General features: G+C 66.5%; 18 protein-coding genes and 2 pseudogenes. 17 read left to right on the plus strand and 3 right to left on the minus strand.

The window, feature by feature from the left end; all coding sequences use genetic code 11:
- Positions 1-11: 11 nt before the first annotated feature.
- The 12 genes and pseudogenes from AWJ14_RS09590 (at position 12) to rarD (ending at position 9,258) form a co-directional block, all read left to right on the plus strand.
- Positions 12-626, plus strand: a complete 615-nt coding sequence (locus AWJ14_RS09590) for a LysE/ArgO family amino acid transporter (RefSeq protein ID WP_171904863.1) — start codon at positions 12-14, stop codon at positions 624-626.
- Between the two features lie 191 nt (positions 627-817).
- Positions 818-2,169: pseudogene (gene cysS, locus AWJ14_RS09595) on the plus strand (cysteine--tRNA ligase).
- Between the two features lie 344 nt (positions 2,170-2,513).
- Entirely contained in the window at positions 2,514-2,870 is a 357-nt protein-coding gene (locus AWJ14_RS09600) for an endonuclease domain-containing protein (RefSeq protein ID WP_083220195.1), read from the plus strand.
- Complete coding sequence (locus AWJ14_RS09605; protein ID WP_066177904.1) at positions 2,867-3,361, plus strand: GFA family protein; 495 nt, start codon at positions 2,867-2,869, stop codon at positions 3,359-3,361. Before AWJ14_RS09600 ends, AWJ14_RS09605 begins: the two co-directional genes overlap by 4 nt.
- Complete coding sequence (locus tag AWJ14_RS09610; RefSeq protein WP_066177906.1) at positions 3,358-3,840, plus strand: GFA family protein; 483 nt, start codon at positions 3,358-3,360, stop codon at positions 3,838-3,840. The genes AWJ14_RS09605 and AWJ14_RS09610 overlap by 4 nt, the downstream gene beginning before the upstream one ends.
- A complete protein-coding gene (locus AWJ14_RS22400; RefSeq protein ID WP_171904852.1) occupies positions 3,837-3,977 on the plus strand; it encodes a hypothetical protein in 141 nt (46 codons plus the stop codon). The genes AWJ14_RS09610 and AWJ14_RS22400 overlap by 4 nt, the downstream gene beginning before the upstream one ends.
- 4 nt (positions 3,978-3,981) lie before the next feature.
- A complete protein-coding gene (locus tag AWJ14_RS09615; RefSeq protein WP_066177909.1) occupies positions 3,982-4,455 on the plus strand; it encodes a GFA family protein in 474 nt (157 codons plus the stop codon).
- On the plus strand, positions 4,452-5,414 hold the full coding sequence (gene pip, locus AWJ14_RS09620; protein WP_066177912.1) for a prolyl aminopeptidase: 963 nt from the start codon (positions 4,452-4,454) through the stop codon (positions 5,412-5,414). The genes AWJ14_RS09615 and pip overlap by 4 nt, the downstream gene beginning before the upstream one ends.
- 4 nt (positions 5,415-5,418) lie before the next feature.
- Positions 5,419-5,802 carry a VOC family protein gene (locus AWJ14_RS09625; protein WP_066177913.1) on the plus strand — a complete coding sequence of 128 codons (384 nt, stop codon included), beginning with the start codon at positions 5,419-5,421 and terminating at the stop codon, positions 5,800-5,802.
- Between the two features lie 2 nt (positions 5,803-5,804).
- Positions 5,805-7,421, plus strand: coding sequence for a citramalate synthase (cimA, locus tag AWJ14_RS09630; RefSeq protein WP_066177916.1), 1,617 nt, complete (start codon positions 5,805-5,807; stop codon positions 7,419-7,421).
- Between the two features lie 23 nt (positions 7,422-7,444).
- A complete protein-coding gene (locus AWJ14_RS09635) occupies positions 7,445-8,161 on the plus strand; it encodes a 3-keto-5-aminohexanoate cleavage protein (RefSeq protein ID WP_066177918.1) in 717 nt (238 codons plus the stop codon).
- 143 nt (positions 8,162-8,304) lie between these two features.
- Entirely contained in the window at positions 8,305-9,258 is a 954-nt protein-coding gene (gene rarD / locus AWJ14_RS09640; protein ID WP_066177920.1) for an EamA family transporter RarD, read from the plus strand.
- Between the two features lie 122 nt (positions 9,259-9,380).
- Here rarD and AWJ14_RS09645 read toward each other — a convergent pair whose 3' ends face one another.
- Positions 9,381-9,722: a hypothetical protein gene (locus AWJ14_RS09645; RefSeq protein ID WP_139112591.1), complete on the minus strand. Its 342-nt coding sequence runs from the start codon at positions 9,720-9,722 to the stop codon at positions 9,381-9,383.
- Positions 9,723-9,961: 239 nt separating this feature from the next.
- Complete coding sequence (locus AWJ14_RS09650) at positions 9,962-10,576, minus strand: LOG family protein (protein ID WP_066178592.1); 615 nt, start codon at positions 10,574-10,576, stop codon at positions 9,962-9,964.
- Between the two features lie 135 nt (positions 10,577-10,711).
- Here AWJ14_RS09650 and AWJ14_RS09655 point away from each other — a divergent pair, with 135 nt between their 5' ends.
- The 5 genes from AWJ14_RS09655 (at position 10,712) to pssA (ending at position 16,825) form a co-directional block, all read left to right on the plus strand.
- On the plus strand, positions 10,712-12,736 hold the full coding sequence (locus AWJ14_RS09655; protein WP_066177924.1) for a LysM peptidoglycan-binding domain-containing protein: 2,025 nt from the start codon (positions 10,712-10,714) through the stop codon (positions 12,734-12,736).
- 43 nt (positions 12,737-12,779) lie between these two features.
- Positions 12,780-13,181, plus strand: coding sequence for an ArsR/SmtB family transcription factor (locus AWJ14_RS09660; protein WP_066177925.1), 402 nt, complete (start codon positions 12,780-12,782; stop codon positions 13,179-13,181).
- A gap of 1 nt (position 13,182) precedes the next feature.
- Complete coding sequence (locus AWJ14_RS09665) at positions 13,183-15,075, plus strand: ABCB family ABC transporter ATP-binding protein/permease (RefSeq protein WP_066177927.1); 1,893 nt, start codon at positions 13,183-13,185, stop codon at positions 15,073-15,075.
- A gap of 127 nt (positions 15,076-15,202) precedes the next feature.
- On the plus strand, positions 15,203-15,901 hold the full coding sequence (locus tag AWJ14_RS09670) for a phosphatidylserine decarboxylase (RefSeq protein WP_066177929.1): 699 nt from the start codon (positions 15,203-15,205) through the stop codon (positions 15,899-15,901).
- Positions 15,902-15,934: 33 nt separating this feature from the next.
- A complete protein-coding gene (pssA, locus tag AWJ14_RS09675) occupies positions 15,935-16,825 on the plus strand; it encodes a CDP-diacylglycerol--serine O-phosphatidyltransferase (RefSeq protein ID WP_066177930.1) in 891 nt (296 codons plus the stop codon).
- Between the two features lie 34 nt (positions 16,826-16,859).
- Here the strand turns inward: pssA and AWJ14_RS09680 are convergent.
- A pseudogene (locus AWJ14_RS09680) lies at positions 16,860-19,051 on the minus strand (AMP-binding protein).
- Between the last annotated feature and the right edge of the window lie 200 nt (positions 19,052-19,251).

Consider the following 19,251-nt stretch of genomic DNA (forward strand, 5'->3'; position numbering starts at 1 on the left):
CCATGACGCCCTTGCTCGCTCCCGCCCTCTCCGGGCTTCTGCTCGGCGGCTCGCTGATCGTGGCCATCGGCGCGCAGAATGCCTTCATCCTGCGCCAGGGGCTGATCCGGCAGCATGTGTTCGTGCTGTGCCTGATCTGTGCGCTGTCGGATGCGCTTCTGATCGGTCTCGGCGTGGCGGGGCTCGGCGCGATCATCGCCGGCTCGGAGCTCCTGATTGCTGTGGTGACGCTCGGCGGCGCGGTGTTTCTTGCGGGATATGCGCTGCTGGCCCTCAAGCGCGCGCTCTCGCCCTCGGCGCTCAAGGCTGCGAGCGCCGGTCCGGGCTCGCTCAGGGCGGCGGTCGCCACCTGCCTCGCCTTCACCTTTCTCAATCCGCATGTCTATCTCGACACGGTGCTTCTGGTGGGCGGGCTCAGCGGCCGCTACGAGGGCGCGGGCCGGCTCGCCTTCGCGCTCGGGGCGATGGCGGCCTCGTTCATCTGGTTCTTCGGGCTCGGTTACGGCGCGCGCGTGCTGGCGCCGCTGTTTGCGCGGCCCGCGGCCTGGCGGGTGCTCGACGGGCTGATCGCGCTGGTGATGGCGGCGCTTTCGGCCTCGCTCGTGGTGCGGTTCTTCCATGGCTGAGGCGGCACGCAATCATCTTGACCGGACGCATGCAATCGGGGATAAGACCAGCATGAAAACGGCAAACGGCGCACGCGCCATCTGCATTTGCGGCATTATTATTCGCTAGCGTCCCGCTGGCTCGGCCGTTTTCGTCTTCTCACCACACAGGACAAACGACCCGGGCCGGGCGCCGGCATCGGGGAGCAGACATGAGCGAACTCAGGTTCTGGAACACGCTGACGCGGGCCAAGGAAGAGTTTCGGCCGATCGACGACAAGAACGTGCGCATGTATGTGTGCGGGCCGACGGTCTACGACTATGCCCATATCGGCAATGCCCGGCCGGCGATCGTGCTCGACGTGCTGTTCCGGCTGCCGACGTCGATGACAAGATCAACGCCCGGGCGCTGAGGGACTATCCTGACCTGCCGCTCAACGAGGCGATCGCCAAGGTCACGGAAAAGACAGCCGTGCGCTACCATCAGGACGTCGCCGCGCTCGGCTGCCTCACGCCCACGCACGAGCCGCGCGCGACCGCCCATATCGGCGGCATGGTGGCCATGATCCAGCAACTGATCGACCGCGGCAATGCCTATCTGACCACGGGCCGCGAGGGGCGCGAAGTGCTGTTTTCCGTCGGCTCGATGCCCGATTACGGGCGGCTGTCCAACCGCAGGCTCGAGGACCAGCAGGCCGGGGCCCGCGTGGCGGTCGAAGCGCACAAGCGCAACCCGGCGGATTTCGTGCTCTGGAAGGAATCGGCCGCGGACGAACCTGGCTGGGATGCGGCATTCACCGGTCCCGACGGCGCCGTCACCATCCACGGCCGCCCGGGCTGGCACATCGAATGCTCGGTGATGAGCGCGCATCACCTGGGCGAGACCTTCGACATTCACGGCGGCGGGCTCGATCTGATCTTCCCGCACCACGAGAACGAACTCGCGCAATCCTGCTGCGCTCACGGCAACGACCGGATGGCGAATCTCTGGATGCACAACGGCTTCCTGCAGGTCGAAGGCCGCAAGATGTCGAAGTCCGAGGGCAATTTCATCACCATCGCCGAACTGCTCGAAACCGACAAATTCGGCGGTCGGAAATGGCCGGGCGAAGTGCTCAGGCTCGCCATGCTGATGACGCATTACCGCGAGCCGATCGATTTTTCCGTGAAGCGGCTCGAGGAAGCCGAGCGGATGCTCGCGAAGTGGCCTGCGGGCGGCGAGGCGACCGGCACGCCGCATGCAAGCGTGGTGGCGGCCCTTGCCGACGATCTGAACACGGTTGCCGCGGTGCAGGCGCTGCACCAGCTCGCCGCTGCCGGAGCGCCGGAATTCGCCGCAAGTGCTGCCTTGCTCGGCGTGACCAAGGCGGAGGTCGAGCTTGCCGACGACCTCGCCAAAGCGGTTGGCGCGCTTGTCGACATGCGGCTCGAAATGATCAAGGCCAAGAACTGGCCCGAAGCCGATCGCATCCGCGACGAGTTGCTCGCCAAGGGCATCCAGCTGAAGGATGGCAAGGACCCCGAGACCGGCGAGCGGGTGACGACCTGGGAGGTCAAGCGTTGACCTCTGGGTTTCACCCCCCTCTGTCGGCTGCGCCGACATCTCCCCCGCAAGGGGGGAGATTGGGGGCTGCGCATGCCGCCGCGGCTTTCGAATTCCACCAGGTCTGCGGTTCTAGATTGGTCGCTGATGAAGTGAAGTTGACGGGGCAGGGTCTATCGGTCCACCGATCTCCCCCGCAAGGGGGAAGATTGGGGGCTGCGCATGCCGCCGCGGCTTTCGAATTCCAACCGGTTTGCGGTTGCAGATTGGTCGTCGATGAAGTGAAGTTGCCGAGGCAGGGTCTGTCGGCCCGCCGATCTCCCCCCTTGCGGGGGAGATGTCACGCAGTGACAGAGGGGGGTAACTTGCCACACAGCAAGGTGCCGCCGCATCTCAGGCGCCATGCCCGCCGGATGCGCAGTGGCATGACGGACGCGGAACTCAAGCTGTGGAACGAGTTGAGGGCGCATCGGCTGATGGGTCTGGGTTTCCGGCGGCAGATGCCGATCGGGGGCTATATCGTTGATTTTGCATGTCCGGAATACAAACTGATCGTTGAAGTCGATGGCAGCCAGCACGCCGCGAACCAGTCGCGTGACGCTCAACGAACCGCGTTTCTCGAAGAACAGGGCTGGCGGGTTCTCCGCTTCTGGAACGATGACATTCTTCACGATATGGACAATGTCTGCACGCATATCCTGCGTGTCATAGGGAGGGCATGACCGTGACCAAAATCCTTGCCGGCGGCTGCCAGTGCGGCGCCGTTCGCTACCGTGTCGAGGGCGGGCTCGACTATCCGCATCTGTGCCATTGCCGGATGTGCCAGAAGGCGGCGGGGAATTATTTCATGCCGCTCGGTTTCTCGCCGGGCGACCGTCTCACGCTGACCCGCGGCGAGGCCTCCTGGTTCCAGTCCTCCGATCCGGTGCGGCGTGGGTTCTGCCGGGACTGTGGCACGCCCTTGTTCTTCGACACGCTGCAATCGGACGGCGTCGCGGTGACGCTGGGCAGCCTCGACGAGCCCTCGGCCGTGGTGCCGGTCTCCAATGACGGGGTGGAAACGCGGGTGCCGTTCTTCGAAGCGCTGGCGGGGCTCGCCGGCAAGGCGGTCGACCGGTCGGACCTGCCGGGCGGTCTTGAAAGCATCGCGTCGAGCAATCACCAGCATCCCGATCATGACACGGCCCACTGGCCGGCAAGCGAGGCGAGATGAGCGCGGGTCAGCTTTCGGGCGGTTGCCAGTGCGGCGCCGTCAGGTTCCGCTTGACCGGAACGCCGGGCACCTCGTCGGTGTGCTATTGCCGGATGTGCCAGAAGGCCTCGGCCTCCCAGGCGCTGGCGCTGGTCTCCGTGGGCGACGCCACATTCGAATGGACCCGCGGCGCGCCGTCCTGGTTCCAGAGCTCGAACGTGGCCCGGCGCGGCTTCTGCGCGGCCTGCGGCACGCCGCTCGCCTATGACGCACCGGACGGCCTGGCGCTCACGGTACTCACCTTCGACGACCCCGACCGGGTTCCGCCGACGATGGCCTACGGGATCGAGGGCAAGCGGATCTGGTGCGACGCGCTGCCGGATCTGCCCGAGCGCCACACGCTCGAGGACGAGGAAGCGATCGCGTTCCTGAAAACGCTCGTGAGCTACCAGCATCCCGACCGGGACACTGAAGCCTGGCCACCGGAGGTCGGGCAATGAACGACAATCGCGAACCGGCGCCCGGCCGAAAGCCCGGCACGGAAATGCCGAAATGGCTGCTCTACGGGCTGATCGGCAAGGGCGTGCTGGTGGTGGCGATCACGCTCGGCGTGGTGATCTGGCTCGGTGGGAGATAGACCGATGAGCACGACCAGCATCACCGGCGGATGCCAATGCGGTGCGGTGCGCTATCGCATCGAGCGGCTGGGCCGGCCGACCATCTGCCATTGCCGGATGTGCCAGAAGGCCTTCGGCGGCTTCTTCGCGCCGCTCGTCACCGCGCACGGCACCGAGTGGACGCGCGGTGCGCCGTCGCATTTCCAAAGTTCCGACAAGATCCGCCGCGGTTTCTGCGCGGATTGCGGCACGCCGCTCAGCTACGAGGCCGCGGACGGACTGGAAATCGCCATCGGCACGCTCGACAGGCCGGAGATCGCGGCCCCCGTGGCCCAGGTCAATGCGGCCCATAGGCGACCGTTTTTCGACGGGCTGTGCGCGCTGCCGGAGGTGACCGCGGAAAACGCGGCCGAAAACGACGCCTGGAACGCGAGCCTCACCTCGTTCCAGCACCCCGATCACGACACCGAAACCTGGCCCCCGGAGATCCGGACATGACCGATTTGCGTAAGCTTTACCCCGAGATCGAACCGTTCGAGACCGGCTTTCTCGACACCGGCGACGGCCACCGGGTCTATTGGGAGCGGGTCGGCACCCGGGGCGCGAAGCCCGCGGTGTTCCTGCATGGGGGACCGGGCGGCGGGTGCGGTCCGGTGCACCGCCGGCTGTTCGATCCGGCGCTTTATGACGTGATCCTGTTCGACCAGCGCGGCTGCGGCCGCTCCACGCCCTTTGCCTCGCTCGACAACAACACCACCTGGCACCTGGTGGCCGATATCGAGCGGCTTCGCGAGATGGCGGGCTTCGACAAGTGGCTGGTGTTCGGTGGCTCCTGGGGCTCGACGCTGGCGCTCGCCTATGCCGAGACCCATCCCGAGGCGGTGAGCGAACTGGTGCTGCGTGGGATCTACACGCTCACCAAGGCCGAGCTCGACTGGTACTATCAGTTCGGCGTCTCCGAGATGTTCCCGGACAAATGGGAGCGGTTCCTGGCGCCGATCCCCGAAGCCGAGCGCGGCGACCTGATGGCGGCCTACCGCAAGCGGCTCATCGGCGAGGACAGGGCGGCGCAGATTGCGGCCGCCAAGGCCTGGAGCGGCTGGGAAGGCGAGACCATCACGCTGCTGCCCGAACCCTCGACCAGCGACAAGTTCCACGAGGACCAGTTCGCACTCGCCTTCGCGCGGATCGAGAACCACTTCTTCGTCCATGGCGGCTGGCTCGAGGAAGGCCAGCTGCTGCGCGACGCGTCCAAGCTTGCGGATATCGACGGCGTGATCGTGCATGGCCGCTACGACATGCCATGCCCGGCGCGGATTGCCTGGCAGCTCAGCAAGGCCTGGCCGCGGGCGGAGTTCCACCTGATCGAGGGCGCCGGCCACGCCTTCTCCGAGCCCGGCATTCTCGACCAGCTGATCCGCGCCACCGACCGCTTCGCCGGAAAACAGGGGAACTGATGCAATGATCGACCATATTGGCGTGCATGTCCGTGATTTTGCCGCTGCCAGCCGGTTCTACGACGCCGCCTTCGCGGCGCTCGGCAGCTCGATGGTGATGACGGTGCCCAAGGAGTATACGGGCGGCGTCCAGACCGCGGGCTATGGCCGCGAAAAGCCTTACTTCTGGATCACCGAGGGCGCGCCGCAGACGCCGCCTGTCCATGTCGCCCTGGCGGCAGGGTCGCGGGCCGAGGTCGACGCCTTTTATCAGGCGGCGATGGCCGCCGGCGGCAGCGACAACGGTGCGCCGGGGCTCCGGCCGCATTACCACCCCAATTATTACGGCGCCTTCGTGCGCGATCCCGACGGCAACAATATCGAAGCCGTCTGCCACAGACCGGAATGACCATGACACGCGAACGCCTCTATCTCTTCGACACCACCCTGCGCGACGGCCAGCAGACGCCCGGCATCGATTTCTCGCTCGAGGACAAGATCGCGATCGCGAAGCTGCTCGACGAATTCGGCTTCGACTATGTCGAGGGCGGCTATCCGGGCGCGAACCCGACCGACACGGCGTTCTTCTCGAAGAAGCGCACGGGGAGGGCCTCCTTCGTGGCCTTCGGCATGACCAAGCGCGCGGGTGTTTCGGCTTCCAACGATCCGGGGCTCGCTGGCCTGATCCAGGCAGCCGGCGACAGTGTCTGCCTGGTCGCGAAAAGCTGGGATTATCACGTCAAGGTGGCGCTCGGTTGCAGCAATGAGGAGAACCTCGATTCGATCCGCGAGTCGGTGACCGCCGTCATCGCCTCGGGCAAGGAGGCGATGGTCGATTGCGAGCATTTCTTCGACGGCTACAAGGCCAACCGCGCCTATGCGACGGCCTGCGCCAGGGCAGCCTATGAGGCCGGCGCGCGCTGGGTGGTGCTGTGCGACACCAATGGCGGCACGCAGCCCACCGAGATCGCCGAGATCGTCTCAACTTTGATCGCGGGTGGCATCCCCGGCGACCGGCTCGGCATCCACGCCCACAACGACACCGGCCAGGCGGTCGCCAATTCATTGGCCGCCGTCGAGGCCGGCGTCAGGCAGGTGCAGGGCACGCTCAACGGCATCGGCGAGCGCTGCGGCAATGCCAACCTGATCACGCTCGCCGCCACGCTGGCGCTCAAACCGGTCTACGCCGACCGGTTCGTGACCGGCGTCAGCCAGGACAAGCTCACCGGGCTCACCTCGCTCAGCCATTCCTTCGACGAATTGCTCAACCGCTCGCCCGCCACGCAGGCGCCTTACGTCGGGGCCTCGGCCTTCGCCACCAAGGCCGGCATTCATGCGTCCGCACTGCTCAAGGACCCGCGCACCTATGAGCATGTGCCGCCCGAAAGCGTCGGCAATTTCCGCAAGGTGATGGTCTCCGACCAGGGTGGCAAGTCGAATTTCATCAATGCGCTCAAGCAGCGCGGGATCACGGTCGCCAAGGACGATCCGAAGCTCGACAAGCTGATTTCGCTCGTCAAGGAGCGCGAGGCCACCGGCTATGCCTATGAAGGGGCGGATGCGAGCTTCGAACTGCTCGCCCACCGCACGCTCGGCCGGGTGCCGGAATTCTTCTCGGTCACCAGCTTCCGGGTGATGGTCGAGCGCCGCTTCGATGCGATGGGCCGGATCCGGACAGTCTCCGAAGCCGTGGTCAAGCTGGTGGTCGACGGCCAGGAGATGATGTCGGTGGCCGAGGGCCACGGTCCCGTCAACGCGCTCGACATCGCCATGCGCAAGGATCTCGGCGTCTACCAGGACGAAATCGGGGATCTGGAGCTCTCCGACTACAAGGTGCGTATCCTCAATGGCGGTACCGAGGCGATCACCCGGGTGCTGATCGAATCCACCGACGGCACCGGCGCGCGCTGGTGGACGGTGGGCGTGTCCGACAACATCATCGATGCCTCGTTCCAGGCGCTGATGGATTCGATCGTCTTCAAGCTGATGAAGAACCGCGACCTGGCAGGGCAGGTGGCCGCGGAATAGGGGCGACAACCGGGAGTGGACTCATGATCGTGCAGGCCTGTCTCAACGGTGCGCGGACGCCGGATTATCATCCGGCCCTGCCGCTCACGCCCGACGCCATGGCGGCCGATGCCCTGGCCTGCATAAGGGCGGGCGCGGCCGAGTTCCACATTCATCCGCGCGGACCGGACCTTGCCGAAAGCCTCGCGGCGGTGGATGCAACGATCGCTGCCGTGCGCACGGCCTGTCCGGGAAGCCTGGTCGGCGTCTCCACAGGGGCCTGGATCGAAGGGGATGCGGCAGGGACCCGGGCGGCGATTTCCGCCTGGTCGGAGCTTCCCGACCATGCCTCGGTCAATCTCTCCGAGCCGGATGCACCGGCCGTCATGGAGCTTTTGAGCAAGATGGGCGTGGGCATCGAGGCCGGGCTTGCGACCGTGGCCGATGCGGGGCGCTTCGTCTCGCTCACAAGCCATCACAAGGTGCTGCGCATCCTGATCGAGATCGAGGAGCAGGCGCTGCCTGAAGCCCTTGCGGTCGCGGACGGGATCGCTTCGGTTCTTGCGCGCGCCGGCGTCAGGCGGCCGATCCTGCTGCACGGGATCGACGACACGGCCTGGGATTTCGTGCGCGAGGCCCGGCGGCGGACCTGGTCGACCCGCATCGGGCTTGAGGATTGCAGGCACATGCCGGATGGAAGCCCGGCACCCGGCAATGCGGCGCTGGTGGAAGCAGCGGTGGCGATCTACCGGCAGGGCTGAGGCCGGCCCGGATTGCGCGAAGCGGTGCGGGGCAGCGGTCCGCAACCGCGCCACCCTCCCTGACACTTCAGCCGAATGAATTTGCCCATTCGTCGTGCATGGGGTAGGGCTCTCATCCGAAATCAGGATGACAGGCCAAAGACATGGCGGAGAATACCGCAGCCCCGGGGACACCGGTCCCGCTCGCCCAGGATGAAGACACCGCGCGCGGTTTCGCCTTCGCGCTGGTGGCTTATCTGTTGTGGGGGTTCCTGCCGTTCTACATGAAGGCGGTGGCGCATATTCCCGCGGTCGAAGTGGTGGCGCACCGCGTGCTGTGGTCGGTGCCGATCGCCGCCGTGGTGCTGCTCCTGCTCGGGCGGACCAACGACATCCGCGTGGCGCTCAGGACCCCGCGCACGATGTTGATGGGCATGCTGACGGCCTCCATCATCACCTTCAACTGGGGCCTCTATGTCTGGTCGATCGGCGCGGGCCGGACGGTCGAGGCAGCCCTTGGCTATTACATCAACCCGCTGTTTTCGGTGTTCCTGGCCGCGGTGCTGCTCAAGGAGAAGCTCGACGGGCTGCAGAAGACGGCGATCGCGCTCGCGGTGGCGGCGGTGGCGCTGCTTGCCTGGGAATCGGGCGGGCTTCCCTGGGTGTCGCTCGGGCTTGCCGGCTCCTGGGGCTTCTATGCCTATTTCAAGAAATCGCTGCCGGTCGGCCCCAACCAGGGCTTCTTTCTCGAAGTGCTGATCCTGACGGTGCCCGCGCTCGGCTACATCGCCTATGTGCAAACAACAGGCACCGGCCATTTCGGCGGCACCGGCATCACCGATGTGCTGCTGCTGCTCGGCTGCGGCGTGGTCACCGCGGTGCCGCTGATGATCTATGCCAATGGCGCCAAGCTGCTCCGGCTCTCCACCATCGGCATCATGCAGTACATCGCACCGACGCTGATTTTCATCATCGCGGTGTTCGTCTTCAAGGAGCCCTTCGGGCTGTCGAAGCTTGCGGCCTTCGTGCTGATCTGGATGGCGCTTGCGACCTATACGGTCTCGCTCCTGCGCAGCCACAGGGCGCGGAGGGCAGCGGCCCTGGCTGCCGCCGGCTAGGGCGCCGTGCCTGCGATCGTGCGCACAAAGAGCGCTCCGCACCGTTGAAACGGGCGCATCTTCTGCCAATCCACGCGGTTTCGTGCTGAGGCCGGGTGCGCCCGGCTCAGCGCCGGTTCATCTCAGACATAGGCTTCGCGCGCACCGAACGGCGTGTTCTCGTCGAAATTGACGGTACCGATGCGGCTGCTTTCGCCCGAAAGCTGGCTCTGCGAGCTTGAGGATTGCGGCTGGGGTGCGGCAGCGGCGCTTTGCGTCTGGCTGGCTTCCTCCAGCCTGGCTGCGGCGATCTTCGCCTCGAGCGCGGCGATCTCCTGCTTGAGGCTCTTCTTTTCTTCATCGGTCCCGGCGGAGGCGAGCGCCTTTTCCTTGGCGGCAAGCTGCGATTCGAGCGCTGCGACCGTGGAGCCGGAGGAGGAGGACGACAAAAGGCTGGTTGCGGTCGAAACCGATGAAACTGACATGGCCATGTTCGCAATATCTGAGGAAAGGAGGTGGACCGGAAATGGGGCGCAGCCTGAACATCATGTCCAGAGCGGACCGGCCGAGTGCCTTGAAATGTCGTCGCCATTTGCGATCGGGCAGCGGGGGTCGCGAAAACCAGACTAGGGCCGCGCGGATTAGCGAAGGGTTAACGCGGCCGGCCCGGATGCAAGACGCTGCGTCTGATTTTGTGCGGGCGGCGGCCTTTCGGCGCCGCGGCCTACAGTTTCCGGATCACGGCCTCGTCGCCGCCGGCCCGGCCGTCGGTGTGCGCGACGATCGCCGGCACGATCTGGTGCGGGTCCTCGATCACCATCGGCCGCACGAGATGGGCTGTGTGGATGAAGCCTTCGCCGGTCATGTGGCCGATCAGGGCGTTGAGCGGATTCCAGAAGCCTTCGATATTGGCGAACACCATCGGCTTGGTGTGCCGGCCGAGTTGCGCCCAGGTCATGATCTCGATGATTTCCTCGAGCGTGCCGATGCCGCCGGGCAGGGTGACGAAGGCGTCGGAGCGCTGAAACATCATGTGCTTGCGTTCGTGCATGTCGCGGGTGACATGCAGCTCGGTCAGATGCCCCAGCGAATTGCGCGAGGCTTCCTTGTCGATCAGGAATTCGGGAATGATGCCGATGGCCTTGCCGCCGGCCTCGATCACGGCTTCGGCGACCGCGCCCATGATGCCCTTGGTGCCGCCGCCATAGACAAGGTCTATGCCGCTTTCGGCCATGGCCCGTCCCAGGATCTGGGCTGCGGCGCGATAGGCCGGATTGCGGCCCGTCTGGGACCCGCAATAGACGCAAATGGCCTTGATGCCGTGTGAATCAGTGTTCATGGGTGGAATGAACATGCGGCGGCAGAAGGGGTCAAGTCCCGGCTCCGCCGCTCTCCTTGCTTTTTCTTGTATGCCCCTGGCAAACCGGCTAGGTTTTCGCCACGTTGAGCGGTTTTCGCGGTGTCGGAGTACAATATGACCAAGAGCAATGCCGGATTTCTGGCGTTAGTCGCGGTGGCCGTGGCGGCGGCAATCGGCGCCTTTTTCGTTTCGCCCAAACTGTTCCGGGCGAATGTCGACACGGCAAGCCAGTCGGCACCGCCATCCGGCACGGCCGGCGATACGGCCGCGCCGGAGCCGGCGCAAGCCGATGCCGCACCGGCCCCGGAAAGTGCCGGCGCCGAGCCCGCAGGCGACCAGGCCTGGATCGTGCCCAGTTTTGACGTGCTTAGGGTCGAGCCCGACGGCTCCACCGTGATTGCCGGCAAGGCCGAGCCCGGCACGACGCTCGACATCATGAACGGCGAGCAGGTGCTCTCGTCCACGCAGGTCGGCCCGAGCGGTGATTTTGCCGCCGTGCTCGATGTGCCGCTGGCCGCGGGCGACTACCAGCTGAACCTGCGCATTCGCGACGGGGAGGGCGGAAGCCGGCTGTCGGAAGAAGTCGCCACTGTGTCCATTCCCAAGGACCCCGGCGGCGACTTGCTGGCGATGGTGACCAAGCCCGGCAAGGCAAGCCGGATCATCGCCCAGCCGGCGGCCGAGGGCGATCAGCCGGCCGCTGCCGCTGCCGATACGGCGCAATCCGGCGATGCGGCCACCGCCAGCGACGCGAAGGAGGAAACCGCCTCCGCCGCACCTGCGCAGACCCCGGACCAGTCCGTTGCGCCGGATGTGGCCGGTTCCGAAACGGCTGCGGCTGACCCCGCGCCTGCCGCCGAGGCACCGGCGAGACAGAGCGACGGCACCGACGCGGCTGCGCCCGTGGGGACGGAAACGCCGGCACTGCAGGACGCGTCGACGGTTCTGGCTGCGCCCGACAGTCCGGTCGATGCCGGCGAAGGCACCCATGAGACCGCTGACGCGCCGGCGCAGGAGCCGCAAGGCGCGGATCCGGCGGCGGCAGAGGTCGCGACCGCGATGGCGGCGCCTCAGGCGGGTGAGCCGGAAGCGCGACCGCAACCGGACAAGACCGTGCTTCCCGCCGGTGCCACTGTCCGGGTGGATGCCGTCGAGATCGAAGGCGGGAGGATGTTCGTCGCCGGTTCCGCGCCGCCCGGCTTCAGTGTTCGGGTCTCGGCCGATGGGATCGCCATCGGCACCGAGAAAGCCGACGAAACCGGGCGCTTCATCGTCGAGGCGATGACTGCGCTTTCCGTGGGAGACCACACCATCAGCGCCGACCTCATGGACGGCGCGGGCGAGCAGGTGCTGCTGCGCGCAACCGTGCCGTTCCAGCGGCCGGAGGGCGAAGCGCTCGCCGCCGTGGCACCCTCGGTTCCGGTGGTTGCCGACCCCGCCGCGCAGGCGGCGCCGGTGGTGGCCGATATGGCTGAACTGTCGCGGCTGCGCGAAGAGTCCTTCGATGCCCTGTCCAGGCTTTCGGAGCTTTTGTCGCAGTCCGGCCAGGCCGCGGACGCAGCATTTTCGTCGGCCTATGACGATGCCGTGGCGAAGCTCAGGGCTGCGGCGTCCGCGCGCCTGCCCGAGGATGCGGGTGCCGAAGCCATGGCGATGGCCCAGGCCATGCGGGCGCAGGCGCAGGCATCCCTCGAAGCGATCCTGCCGCCGGCACAGGCGGACGGCCAGCCGGCCCCCGCGGCCGAGCAGGCCGCATCGGATCCCGCAGGCCTGCGCGAGCGGGTGGTCCGCGCCGAAACCGCCCTGTCGGAACCCTCCGAGATGGCGGTGGTCGCCTCCGGCGCACCGGTGCCGACCCCGCGCCCCGATGACGGAGCCGGTCCGCGCACCATCGTGCAGGCGCCGCTCGCCAAGGCTCCCGGGGCAGTGATCATCCGCCGCGGCGATACGCTCTGGCAGATCTCGCGGCGGACCTATGGCCAGGGCGTGCGCTACACCACGATCTATGTCGCCAACCGCTCGCAGATCCAGAATCCCGACCGGATCAAGCCGGGGCAGGTGTTCTCCGTGCCTGAAAGTCCGCTCGACAATGCCGAGGAAATGCACAGGCAATTGCTGGGCGGATCGAAAACGCGCTGAACAGGTTGACCCTCATCGCTTCATCGTATATCGCCGATGAACGATGAAAGAGGCGCAGCAGGAATTTTCCGAAAGCGATGGCATGGTGGCGCGCAAGCTCGCGGCGCTGGCCCATCCCGCCCGGTTGCGGCTGCTCAGGCAATTGGGGGCGGCCGACAGTTGCTGCGTCAAGGATCTGGTGCACCGCGCCGGGCTGGCGCAATCGACGGTGTCGCAGCATCTCAAGGTGCTGGTCGATGCCGACCTCGTGACCTTCCGTCCCGAGCGCCAGCGCTCCCGCTACACCATCAATGCCCCGGCCGTTCGCGCGCTTGCGGGCGTCATCGGACAGACCCTTGATCACTGCTGCGTCGGCTGTTGCCCGCCGGCGGGCGGCGACGGGCAGAAAGACACCTCACGGCGGCAAGACGCGGATGCGCGGCCGGCCGGACACAAGGACATCTGACTTGGCTTCAAAGACCGTCTCCGCCGATCATGGAAACCCGATCGGCACGCTGAAAAACCTGTGGCCCTACATGTGGCCGGCCGACCGGCCGGACCTGAAGATGCGGGTGCTGTGGGCGACCGTGTTCCTGCTGTTGTCGAAGATCGTGCTGATCTCGGTGCCCTATTTCTTCAAGTGGGCCACCGACGCGCTGAACGGCGACGCCACGGTCGCGTCCTGGATCCCGGCGGTGATCGCCACCCCGGTGATGCTGGTGATCGCCTACAATGTCGTGCGCATCGTGCAATGGGGCTTCAACCAGCTGCGTGACGCGCTGTTTGCGCGGGTGGGGCAGCACGCGGTGCGGCAGCTCGCCTACAAGACCTTCGTGCACATGCACGAACTGTCGCTGAGGTTCCATCTCGAGCGCCGCACCGGTGGGTTGTCGCGGGTGATCGAACGCGGCACCAAGGGCATCGAGACCATCGTCCGCTTCACGATCCTGAACACCGCGCCGACGCTGATCGAATTCGCGCTCACCGCGATCATCTTCGGCGTCGCCTATGGATGGAGCTATGTCGCCGTCACCGCGGTGACCGTCTGGCTCTACATCTGGTTCACCGTGCGCGCCTGCGACTGGCGCATCGGCATACGCCGGGCGATGAACTCGTCGGACACCGATGCCAACACCAAATCGGTGGATTCGCTGCTCAACTACGAGACGGTGAAATATTTCGGCAACGAGGAGATGGAAGCCCGCCGCTTCGATGCCTCGATGGCATCCTACGAGCGCTCCGCGACCCAGGTCTGGACATCGCTCGGCTGGCTCAACATGGGCCAGGGCGCGATCTTCGGTGTCGGTATGACGGTGATGATGGTGATGTCGGCGCTTGCCGTGCAGGCCGGAACCCAGACCATCGGCGATTTCGTCTTCATCAACGCCATGCTGATGCAGCTGTCGGTGCCGCTCAATTTCATTGGCTTCGTCTATCGCGAAATCCGCCAGGGCCTGACCGACATCGAGCAGATGTTCGAGCTTCTCGACGTCGAGCCGGAAGTGACCGACAAGCCCGGCGCCAGGCCCTTGCAGGTCCGGCAGGGGGCGATCCGCTTCGAGGACGTGCATTTCAGCTACGATCCGGCCCGACCAATCCTCAAGGGCATTTCCTTCGAGGTGCCGGCCGGCAGGACGGTTGCCATCGTCGGCCCCTCGGGGGCAGGCAAATCCACGATCTCCCGGCTGCTGTACCGCTTCTACGACATCAAGTCGGGCGCGGTGACCATCGACGGGCAGGACGTGCGTGACGTTACGCAGAAGAGCCTGCGCGCGGCCATCGGCATGGTGCCGCAGGACACGGTGCTGTTCAACGACACGATCGCCTACAATGTCCGCTATGGCCGGATCGATGCGACCGACCAGGAAGTCGACAAGGCGGCGGATCTCGCCCAGATCGGCGAATTCATCCGCGCCTTGCCCGAAGGCTTCGACTCCATGGTCGGCGAGCGCGGCCTCAAGCTGTCGGGTGGCGAGAAGCAGCGGGTGGCGATTGCCCGCACCATTCTGAAGGCGCCGCCGATTCTCATTCTCGACGAGGCCACCTCGGCGCTCGACACCGCCACCGAGCAGGAGATCCAGGCCGCGCTCGACTTCGTGTCAAAAGGCCGCACCACGCTGGTGATCGCGCACCGGCTGTCGACCGTGGTCAGCGCCGACGAGATCATCGTGCTCAAGGACGGCGTCATCGCCGAACGCGGCAGGCATGCCGAACTTCTGGCGCAAAACGGCCTGTATGCGGCGATGTGGGATCGCCAGCGGGAGGCCACGGCGGCCGAGGAACAGCTCAAGCGCATGCGCGAAGAGGATGAAATGGGAATCGTCGTCCGTCACCGCACGCCGGAAGTGGACGAAACCTGACCGGCACGCCATCTTCGCGACCTGCGGGCTTGCATGCTGCCACCAAGCCGCTGCAAAACCGCAAAGAGGTTTCGCGCCGGGTCCGATTCATGTAGTCACGGCGCATGAACATTTCGGGGAAGCCAATATGAGTATTGTCGACAGCGTCCGTAACGCGCTGGTTCCGGTCCACCGGGAAGGCTACAAGTTCGTCGCCATCTTTTTCGTGGCCTCGTGGCTGCTGGGTCTGATTGCCGAGCCGCTGTTCTGGATCGGCATGGTGCTGACGGCCTGGTGCGCCTATTTCTTCCGCGATCCCGAGCGCGTCACGCCGCTCGATGACGATCTCGTCATCAGCCCGGCCGACGGCCGGGTCTCGTCGGTGGTGCGCATGACGCCGCCGGCGGAACTGGGCCTTGGATCGGACGAGATGCTGCGCATCTCGGTGTTCATGAACGTCTTCAACTGCCATGTGAACCGTGCGCCGATGAAGGGCCGGGTGCTGCGCAAGGTCTATTCGCAGGGCTCCTTCCTCAACGCCGAACTCGACAAGGCCAGCACGGAGAACGAACGCAGCGGGCTCGTGATCGAGACCGTCAAGGGCGAGATCGGCGTGGTGCAGATCGCCGGCCTGGTGGCGCGCCGGATCCTGTGCTGGGCCGAGGAGAATGAGCATCTCGACGCCGGCGAACGCTTCGGCCTGATCCGCTTCGGCTCGCGGCTCGACGTGTTCCTGCCGGTCGGTGCGCGCCCGCTTGTCAGCGTCGGCCAGACCGCGATCGCCGGCGAAACGCCGCTTGCGGAATTCGGATCGAACAAGGGCGCGGTGGTCGCCCGCCGAGATTGAGCCGGGTTCCACCCGGCACAGAGGGAGAAACCGATGCAGACGCCGTTTCCGCCGTATGAACCGCACGGGCCGGAAGATGAGAGCTTCGACGAGGGGCGTGGCCCGCGGCTTCGGGAAATCCCGTTCCGCCTGCTGGTGCCCAATCTCATCACCGTGCTGGCGATCTGCGCCGGCCTGACCGGTATCCGGCTGGCTTTCGAGAACCGCTTCGAAATGGCGGTTGCCATGGTGCTGGTGGCAGCCTTCCTCGACGGCATCGACGGCCGGGTGGCGCGGCTGCTGAAAGCCCAGTCGAAATTCGGTGCGCAGATGGATTCGCTCGCCGATATCGTCAATTTCGGCGTGGCTCCGGCGCTGGTGCTCTATGTCTTCATTCTCGACCAGGCCCGCTCCTTCGGCTGGATCGCGGCGATCGTCTTCACCATTGCCGCGGGCCTGCGGCTTGCGCGCTTCAACGTGATCTCCGAGCGCGAGGTCAAGTCGCCCTGGCAGAGCTATTATTTCGTGGGCGTTCCGGCGCCGGCGGGTGCGCTTCTGGTGCTGCTGCCGGTCTATCTCGGTTTCCTGGGATTGCCGATCGACAAGAGCACGGCTTTCGCCGCCTCGGCCTATACGATGTTCGTGGGTTTCCTGCTGATCAGCCGGGTTCCCGTGTTCTCGGGCAAAGGCATCGGCGGCGGCGTGCGCCGGGATCTGGTGATGCCCTTCATCCTGATCGCCGTGGTCTATGTGTCGCTGCTGATGAGCTTCACCTGGGAAACGCTGACAGTGACCGCGCTCGCCTATCTGGCGACCCTGCCGTTCGGCGCCCGGGCCTGGTCGCGCAAATACGGCAAGAAATCGCGGACGGGCGCGGCAAGGCCCGCCGAGCCCAGAGCCGGCGAGAGCGCCGATCCGTCATCCGGCGGCGGCACGGGCGAATAGCAGCCGTCACGGATCCTTTACGTGACTGCGGCCGTCACTCGTCCTCCGCGGCGCGGTTCGAGGTACTGTGCGAGCGGATCCAGTCGTCGGCGATCTTCTGTGCGGTCACGTAGTCGGTCTTTCCCGAGCCCAGCACCGGGATCTTCTCCACATTGACGATCTCGCCGGGCACCATCAGGTCGGTGGCGCCGAAGCGGCGGGAATAGGCGCGCAGCTCCTCGCGCAGCGCCGGCATGCGGGTGGTCACCAGCACGATGCGCTCGCCCTTGCGGCGATCGGGAACGGCCACGGCCGCATGATAATCCTCGGGCCACAGGTTCTGCGCCATCATCTCGATCGCCCCGAGCGAGATCATCTCTCCGGCGATCTTGGCGAAGCGCTTGGCCCGGCCGCGAATGGTGATGAAGCCGTCCTCGTCGATGGAGACGATGTCGCCGGAATCGTGCCAGTCGCCTTCGAGCGGCTGCAGCCGGCCGGGATCGGATGCCAGCATGTAGCCGAGCATCACGTTGGGGCCAGCGACATGGAGGCGGCCGCCGTCATTGATGCCGTCGACCGGTTCGAGCCGCAGCGCCATCCCCGGCAGCAGCCGGCCGACCGAGCCGTCGCGGGAATGGCTCGACGAATTGACCGCGGCGACAGGGGAGGCCTCGGTCATGCCGTAACCCTCGAGGATGACGGCGCCGAAGCGCTCCCGGTAGAGCTTGCGGGTCTGCTCGCGCACGGCTTCCGCGCCGGCGACGATCAGGCGAACGCTGTTGAAATCGGAAGAGCGTGGGGTTTGACCTCGCGCGCGACCGAGGGAATGATCCGGTAGTGCAGCGGCGAGGGGTAGAGGAACAGCCGCACCCCGTACAGGAGCGGCAGGATCGCCGCGCCGGTGAGCCCGAAGGAATGAAACACCGGCAGCACGTTGAACAGCTTGTCGCGCACCGAGATGTCGATGCGGGCCTCGGCCTGGGCGGCGTTGGCATGCAGGTTCGCGTGCGAGAGAACCACGCCCTTGGGGGCGCCCTCCGAGCCCGAGGTGAACAGGATGACGGCGGGATCCGAGGCCTGGACCGGCCGGATCGGCCGGCGCCACAAGAGGAAGGCCAGGAGCTTTTCACGGAGCGAGACGGTTTCCCGCAGGTCCTCGAGCCAGACGATCGTGACGCCGGCCGCGGTGATGGCGGCGATGTGTGGCTCGAGCTGGGCTTTTTCGACAAAGGCGCGGCTTGCGAGAACGGTGCGGATCCGGGCCGTCGACAGCGCCGACACCAGCGCGGCCGTGCCGGCGGTGTAGTTGAGCATGGCGGCCACGCGGCCCGCCGACTGCAGCGCGAGAAGGGTGACGATCACCGCATTGGCATTGGGCAGCAGGATGCCGAGCGCCTCTCCGGGCCGGCTCATCGCGGCAAAGCGGATGCCGAGCACCCGGGCGCCGATCAGCAGCTTCCTGTAGCTCAGCCGCCCGCCAAGGGCGTCTTCGAGCACCGCGCGCGATTTGCCGTATCGGTCGGCCGCGTCGCGAAAGGCAAGGAAAAGGCTGCGCTCGAGGTCGTTGCCGCGAAACCGGGCCAGCGCCAGCAGGTCATGCACCCGGTCCGCGTCGCGCGGGGCGCTCGCGCCGGTGTCGAACGGGCCGCTTGCGGTGAAGTCGAGCGCGCCGGAGCAGCCCAGCGCCAGCCGCGGCAACAGGCTGCGCGGTGCCTCGGCCCGGGGCAGCGCCGACCAGGCGGTGAAGCGCGATCCGCTGACGTGAAGCGCACAGAGCCGTGCCCCATGCCGATGCGCGAGCGAGGCCAGGCCGTCATACCGGGCGAGCGTGTCCGGATCCGGCTCGACCGCGGGCGGCAGCGGAAGGGTCAACGAACCGCCTTGAGCCAGCACGGCCTCGATTGCCGGACCGTCATCGGCGGAGACGGTGCGGGCGAAGCGGCGCAGTGCCCAGAGCGCCAGGGAGCGGCGGTCTTCGGCGTTCAGCGCATGAACGCAGGTGCGCCCGAGCACGCACCACAGCACCGCCGCGTCGATCCCCGACTGGCGGGCATAGAGATGGATCACCGGGCCTTCCGCCGGATCGGGGCAGGGGTGGGCGGGCAGCCGCAGCCGGAACAGAAGTTTGAGTTTGAGAAACCCCGCGGCCTGCAGCAGGCCTGCATCGCGCCGGCGCGCGGCCGACCGGAGCGCGACCACGCCAGCGGCCAGAGCCACCAAGATCAGCGCCGAAACCAACCCTGCCATGCCCGGTCTCCTCCACCTCTCCCCGGCTTCGCGCGCCCGCACGGTCTGCCCGTGCGGCGGATCAGGCCGTAGCGCGCAAAACCCGGCGGACCCTGCGTTCCGGATCGATCCCGGGTGGAGGCGCGCCGAAGCGAAGCCAGGATCAAGCCAATGTCCCCGGCAGGAAGCCTAGAGCCGATTTTGCGCGAAGGGAAGCGGTC

Origin of the sequence: Parahoeflea olei (genome assembly GCF_001703635.1) — a bacterium.
In the GTDB taxonomy this organism is placed as follows: domain Bacteria; phylum Pseudomonadota; class Alphaproteobacteria; order Rhizobiales; family Rhizobiaceae; genus Hoeflea; species Hoeflea olei.

What these genes read in the sequence shown, in the direction of transcription:
- AWJ14_RS09610 (WP_066177906.1), top strand. Translation starts at nt 3,358, where the DNA reads ATGAGCGCGGGTCAGCTTTCGGGCGGTTGCCAGTGCGGCGCCGTCAGG.
- AWJ14_RS09625 (WP_066177913.1), top strand. Translation starts at nt 5,419, where the DNA reads ATGATCGACCATATTGGCGTGCATGTCCGTGATTTTGCCGCTGCCAGC.
- pip (WP_066177912.1), top strand. Translation starts at nt 4,452, where the DNA reads ATGACCGATTTGCGTAAGCTTTACCCCGAGATCGAACCGTTCGAGACC.
- AWJ14_RS09635 (WP_066177918.1), top strand. Translation starts at nt 7,445, where the DNA reads ATGATCGTGCAGGCCTGTCTCAACGGTGCGCGGACGCCGGATTATCAT.
- AWJ14_RS09655 (WP_066177924.1), top strand. Translation starts at nt 10,712, where the DNA reads ATGACCAAGAGCAATGCCGGATTTCTGGCGTTAGTCGCGGTGGCCGTG.
- AWJ14_RS09645 (WP_139112591.1), bottom strand. Translation starts at nt 9,722, where the DNA reads ATGTCAGTTTCATCGGTTTCGACCGCAACCAGCCTTTTGTCGTCCTCC.
- AWJ14_RS09650 (WP_066178592.1), bottom strand. Translation starts at nt 10,576, where the DNA reads ATGAACACTGATTCACACGGCATCAAGGCCATTTGCGTCTATTGCGGG.
- AWJ14_RS22400 (WP_171904852.1), top strand. Translation starts at nt 3,837, where the DNA reads ATGAACGACAATCGCGAACCGGCGCCCGGCCGAAAGCCCGGCACGGAA.
- AWJ14_RS09605 (WP_066177904.1), top strand. Translation starts at nt 2,867, where the DNA reads ATGACCGTGACCAAAATCCTTGCCGGCGGCTGCCAGTGCGGCGCCGTT.
- AWJ14_RS09660 (WP_066177925.1), top strand. Translation starts at nt 12,780, where the DNA reads ATGAAAGAGGCGCAGCAGGAATTTTCCGAAAGCGATGGCATGGTGGCG.
- rarD (WP_066177920.1), top strand. Translation starts at nt 8,305, where the DNA reads ATGGCGGAGAATACCGCAGCCCCGGGGACACCGGTCCCGCTCGCCCAG.
- AWJ14_RS09615 (WP_066177909.1), top strand. Translation starts at nt 3,982, where the DNA reads ATGAGCACGACCAGCATCACCGGCGGATGCCAATGCGGTGCGGTGCGC.
- AWJ14_RS09670 (WP_066177929.1), top strand. Translation starts at nt 15,203, where the DNA reads ATGAGTATTGTCGACAGCGTCCGTAACGCGCTGGTTCCGGTCCACCGG.
- cimA (WP_066177916.1), top strand. Translation starts at nt 5,805, where the DNA reads ATGACACGCGAACGCCTCTATCTCTTCGACACCACCCTGCGCGACGGC.
- pssA (WP_066177930.1), top strand. Translation starts at nt 15,935, where the DNA reads ATGCAGACGCCGTTTCCGCCGTATGAACCGCACGGGCCGGAAGATGAG.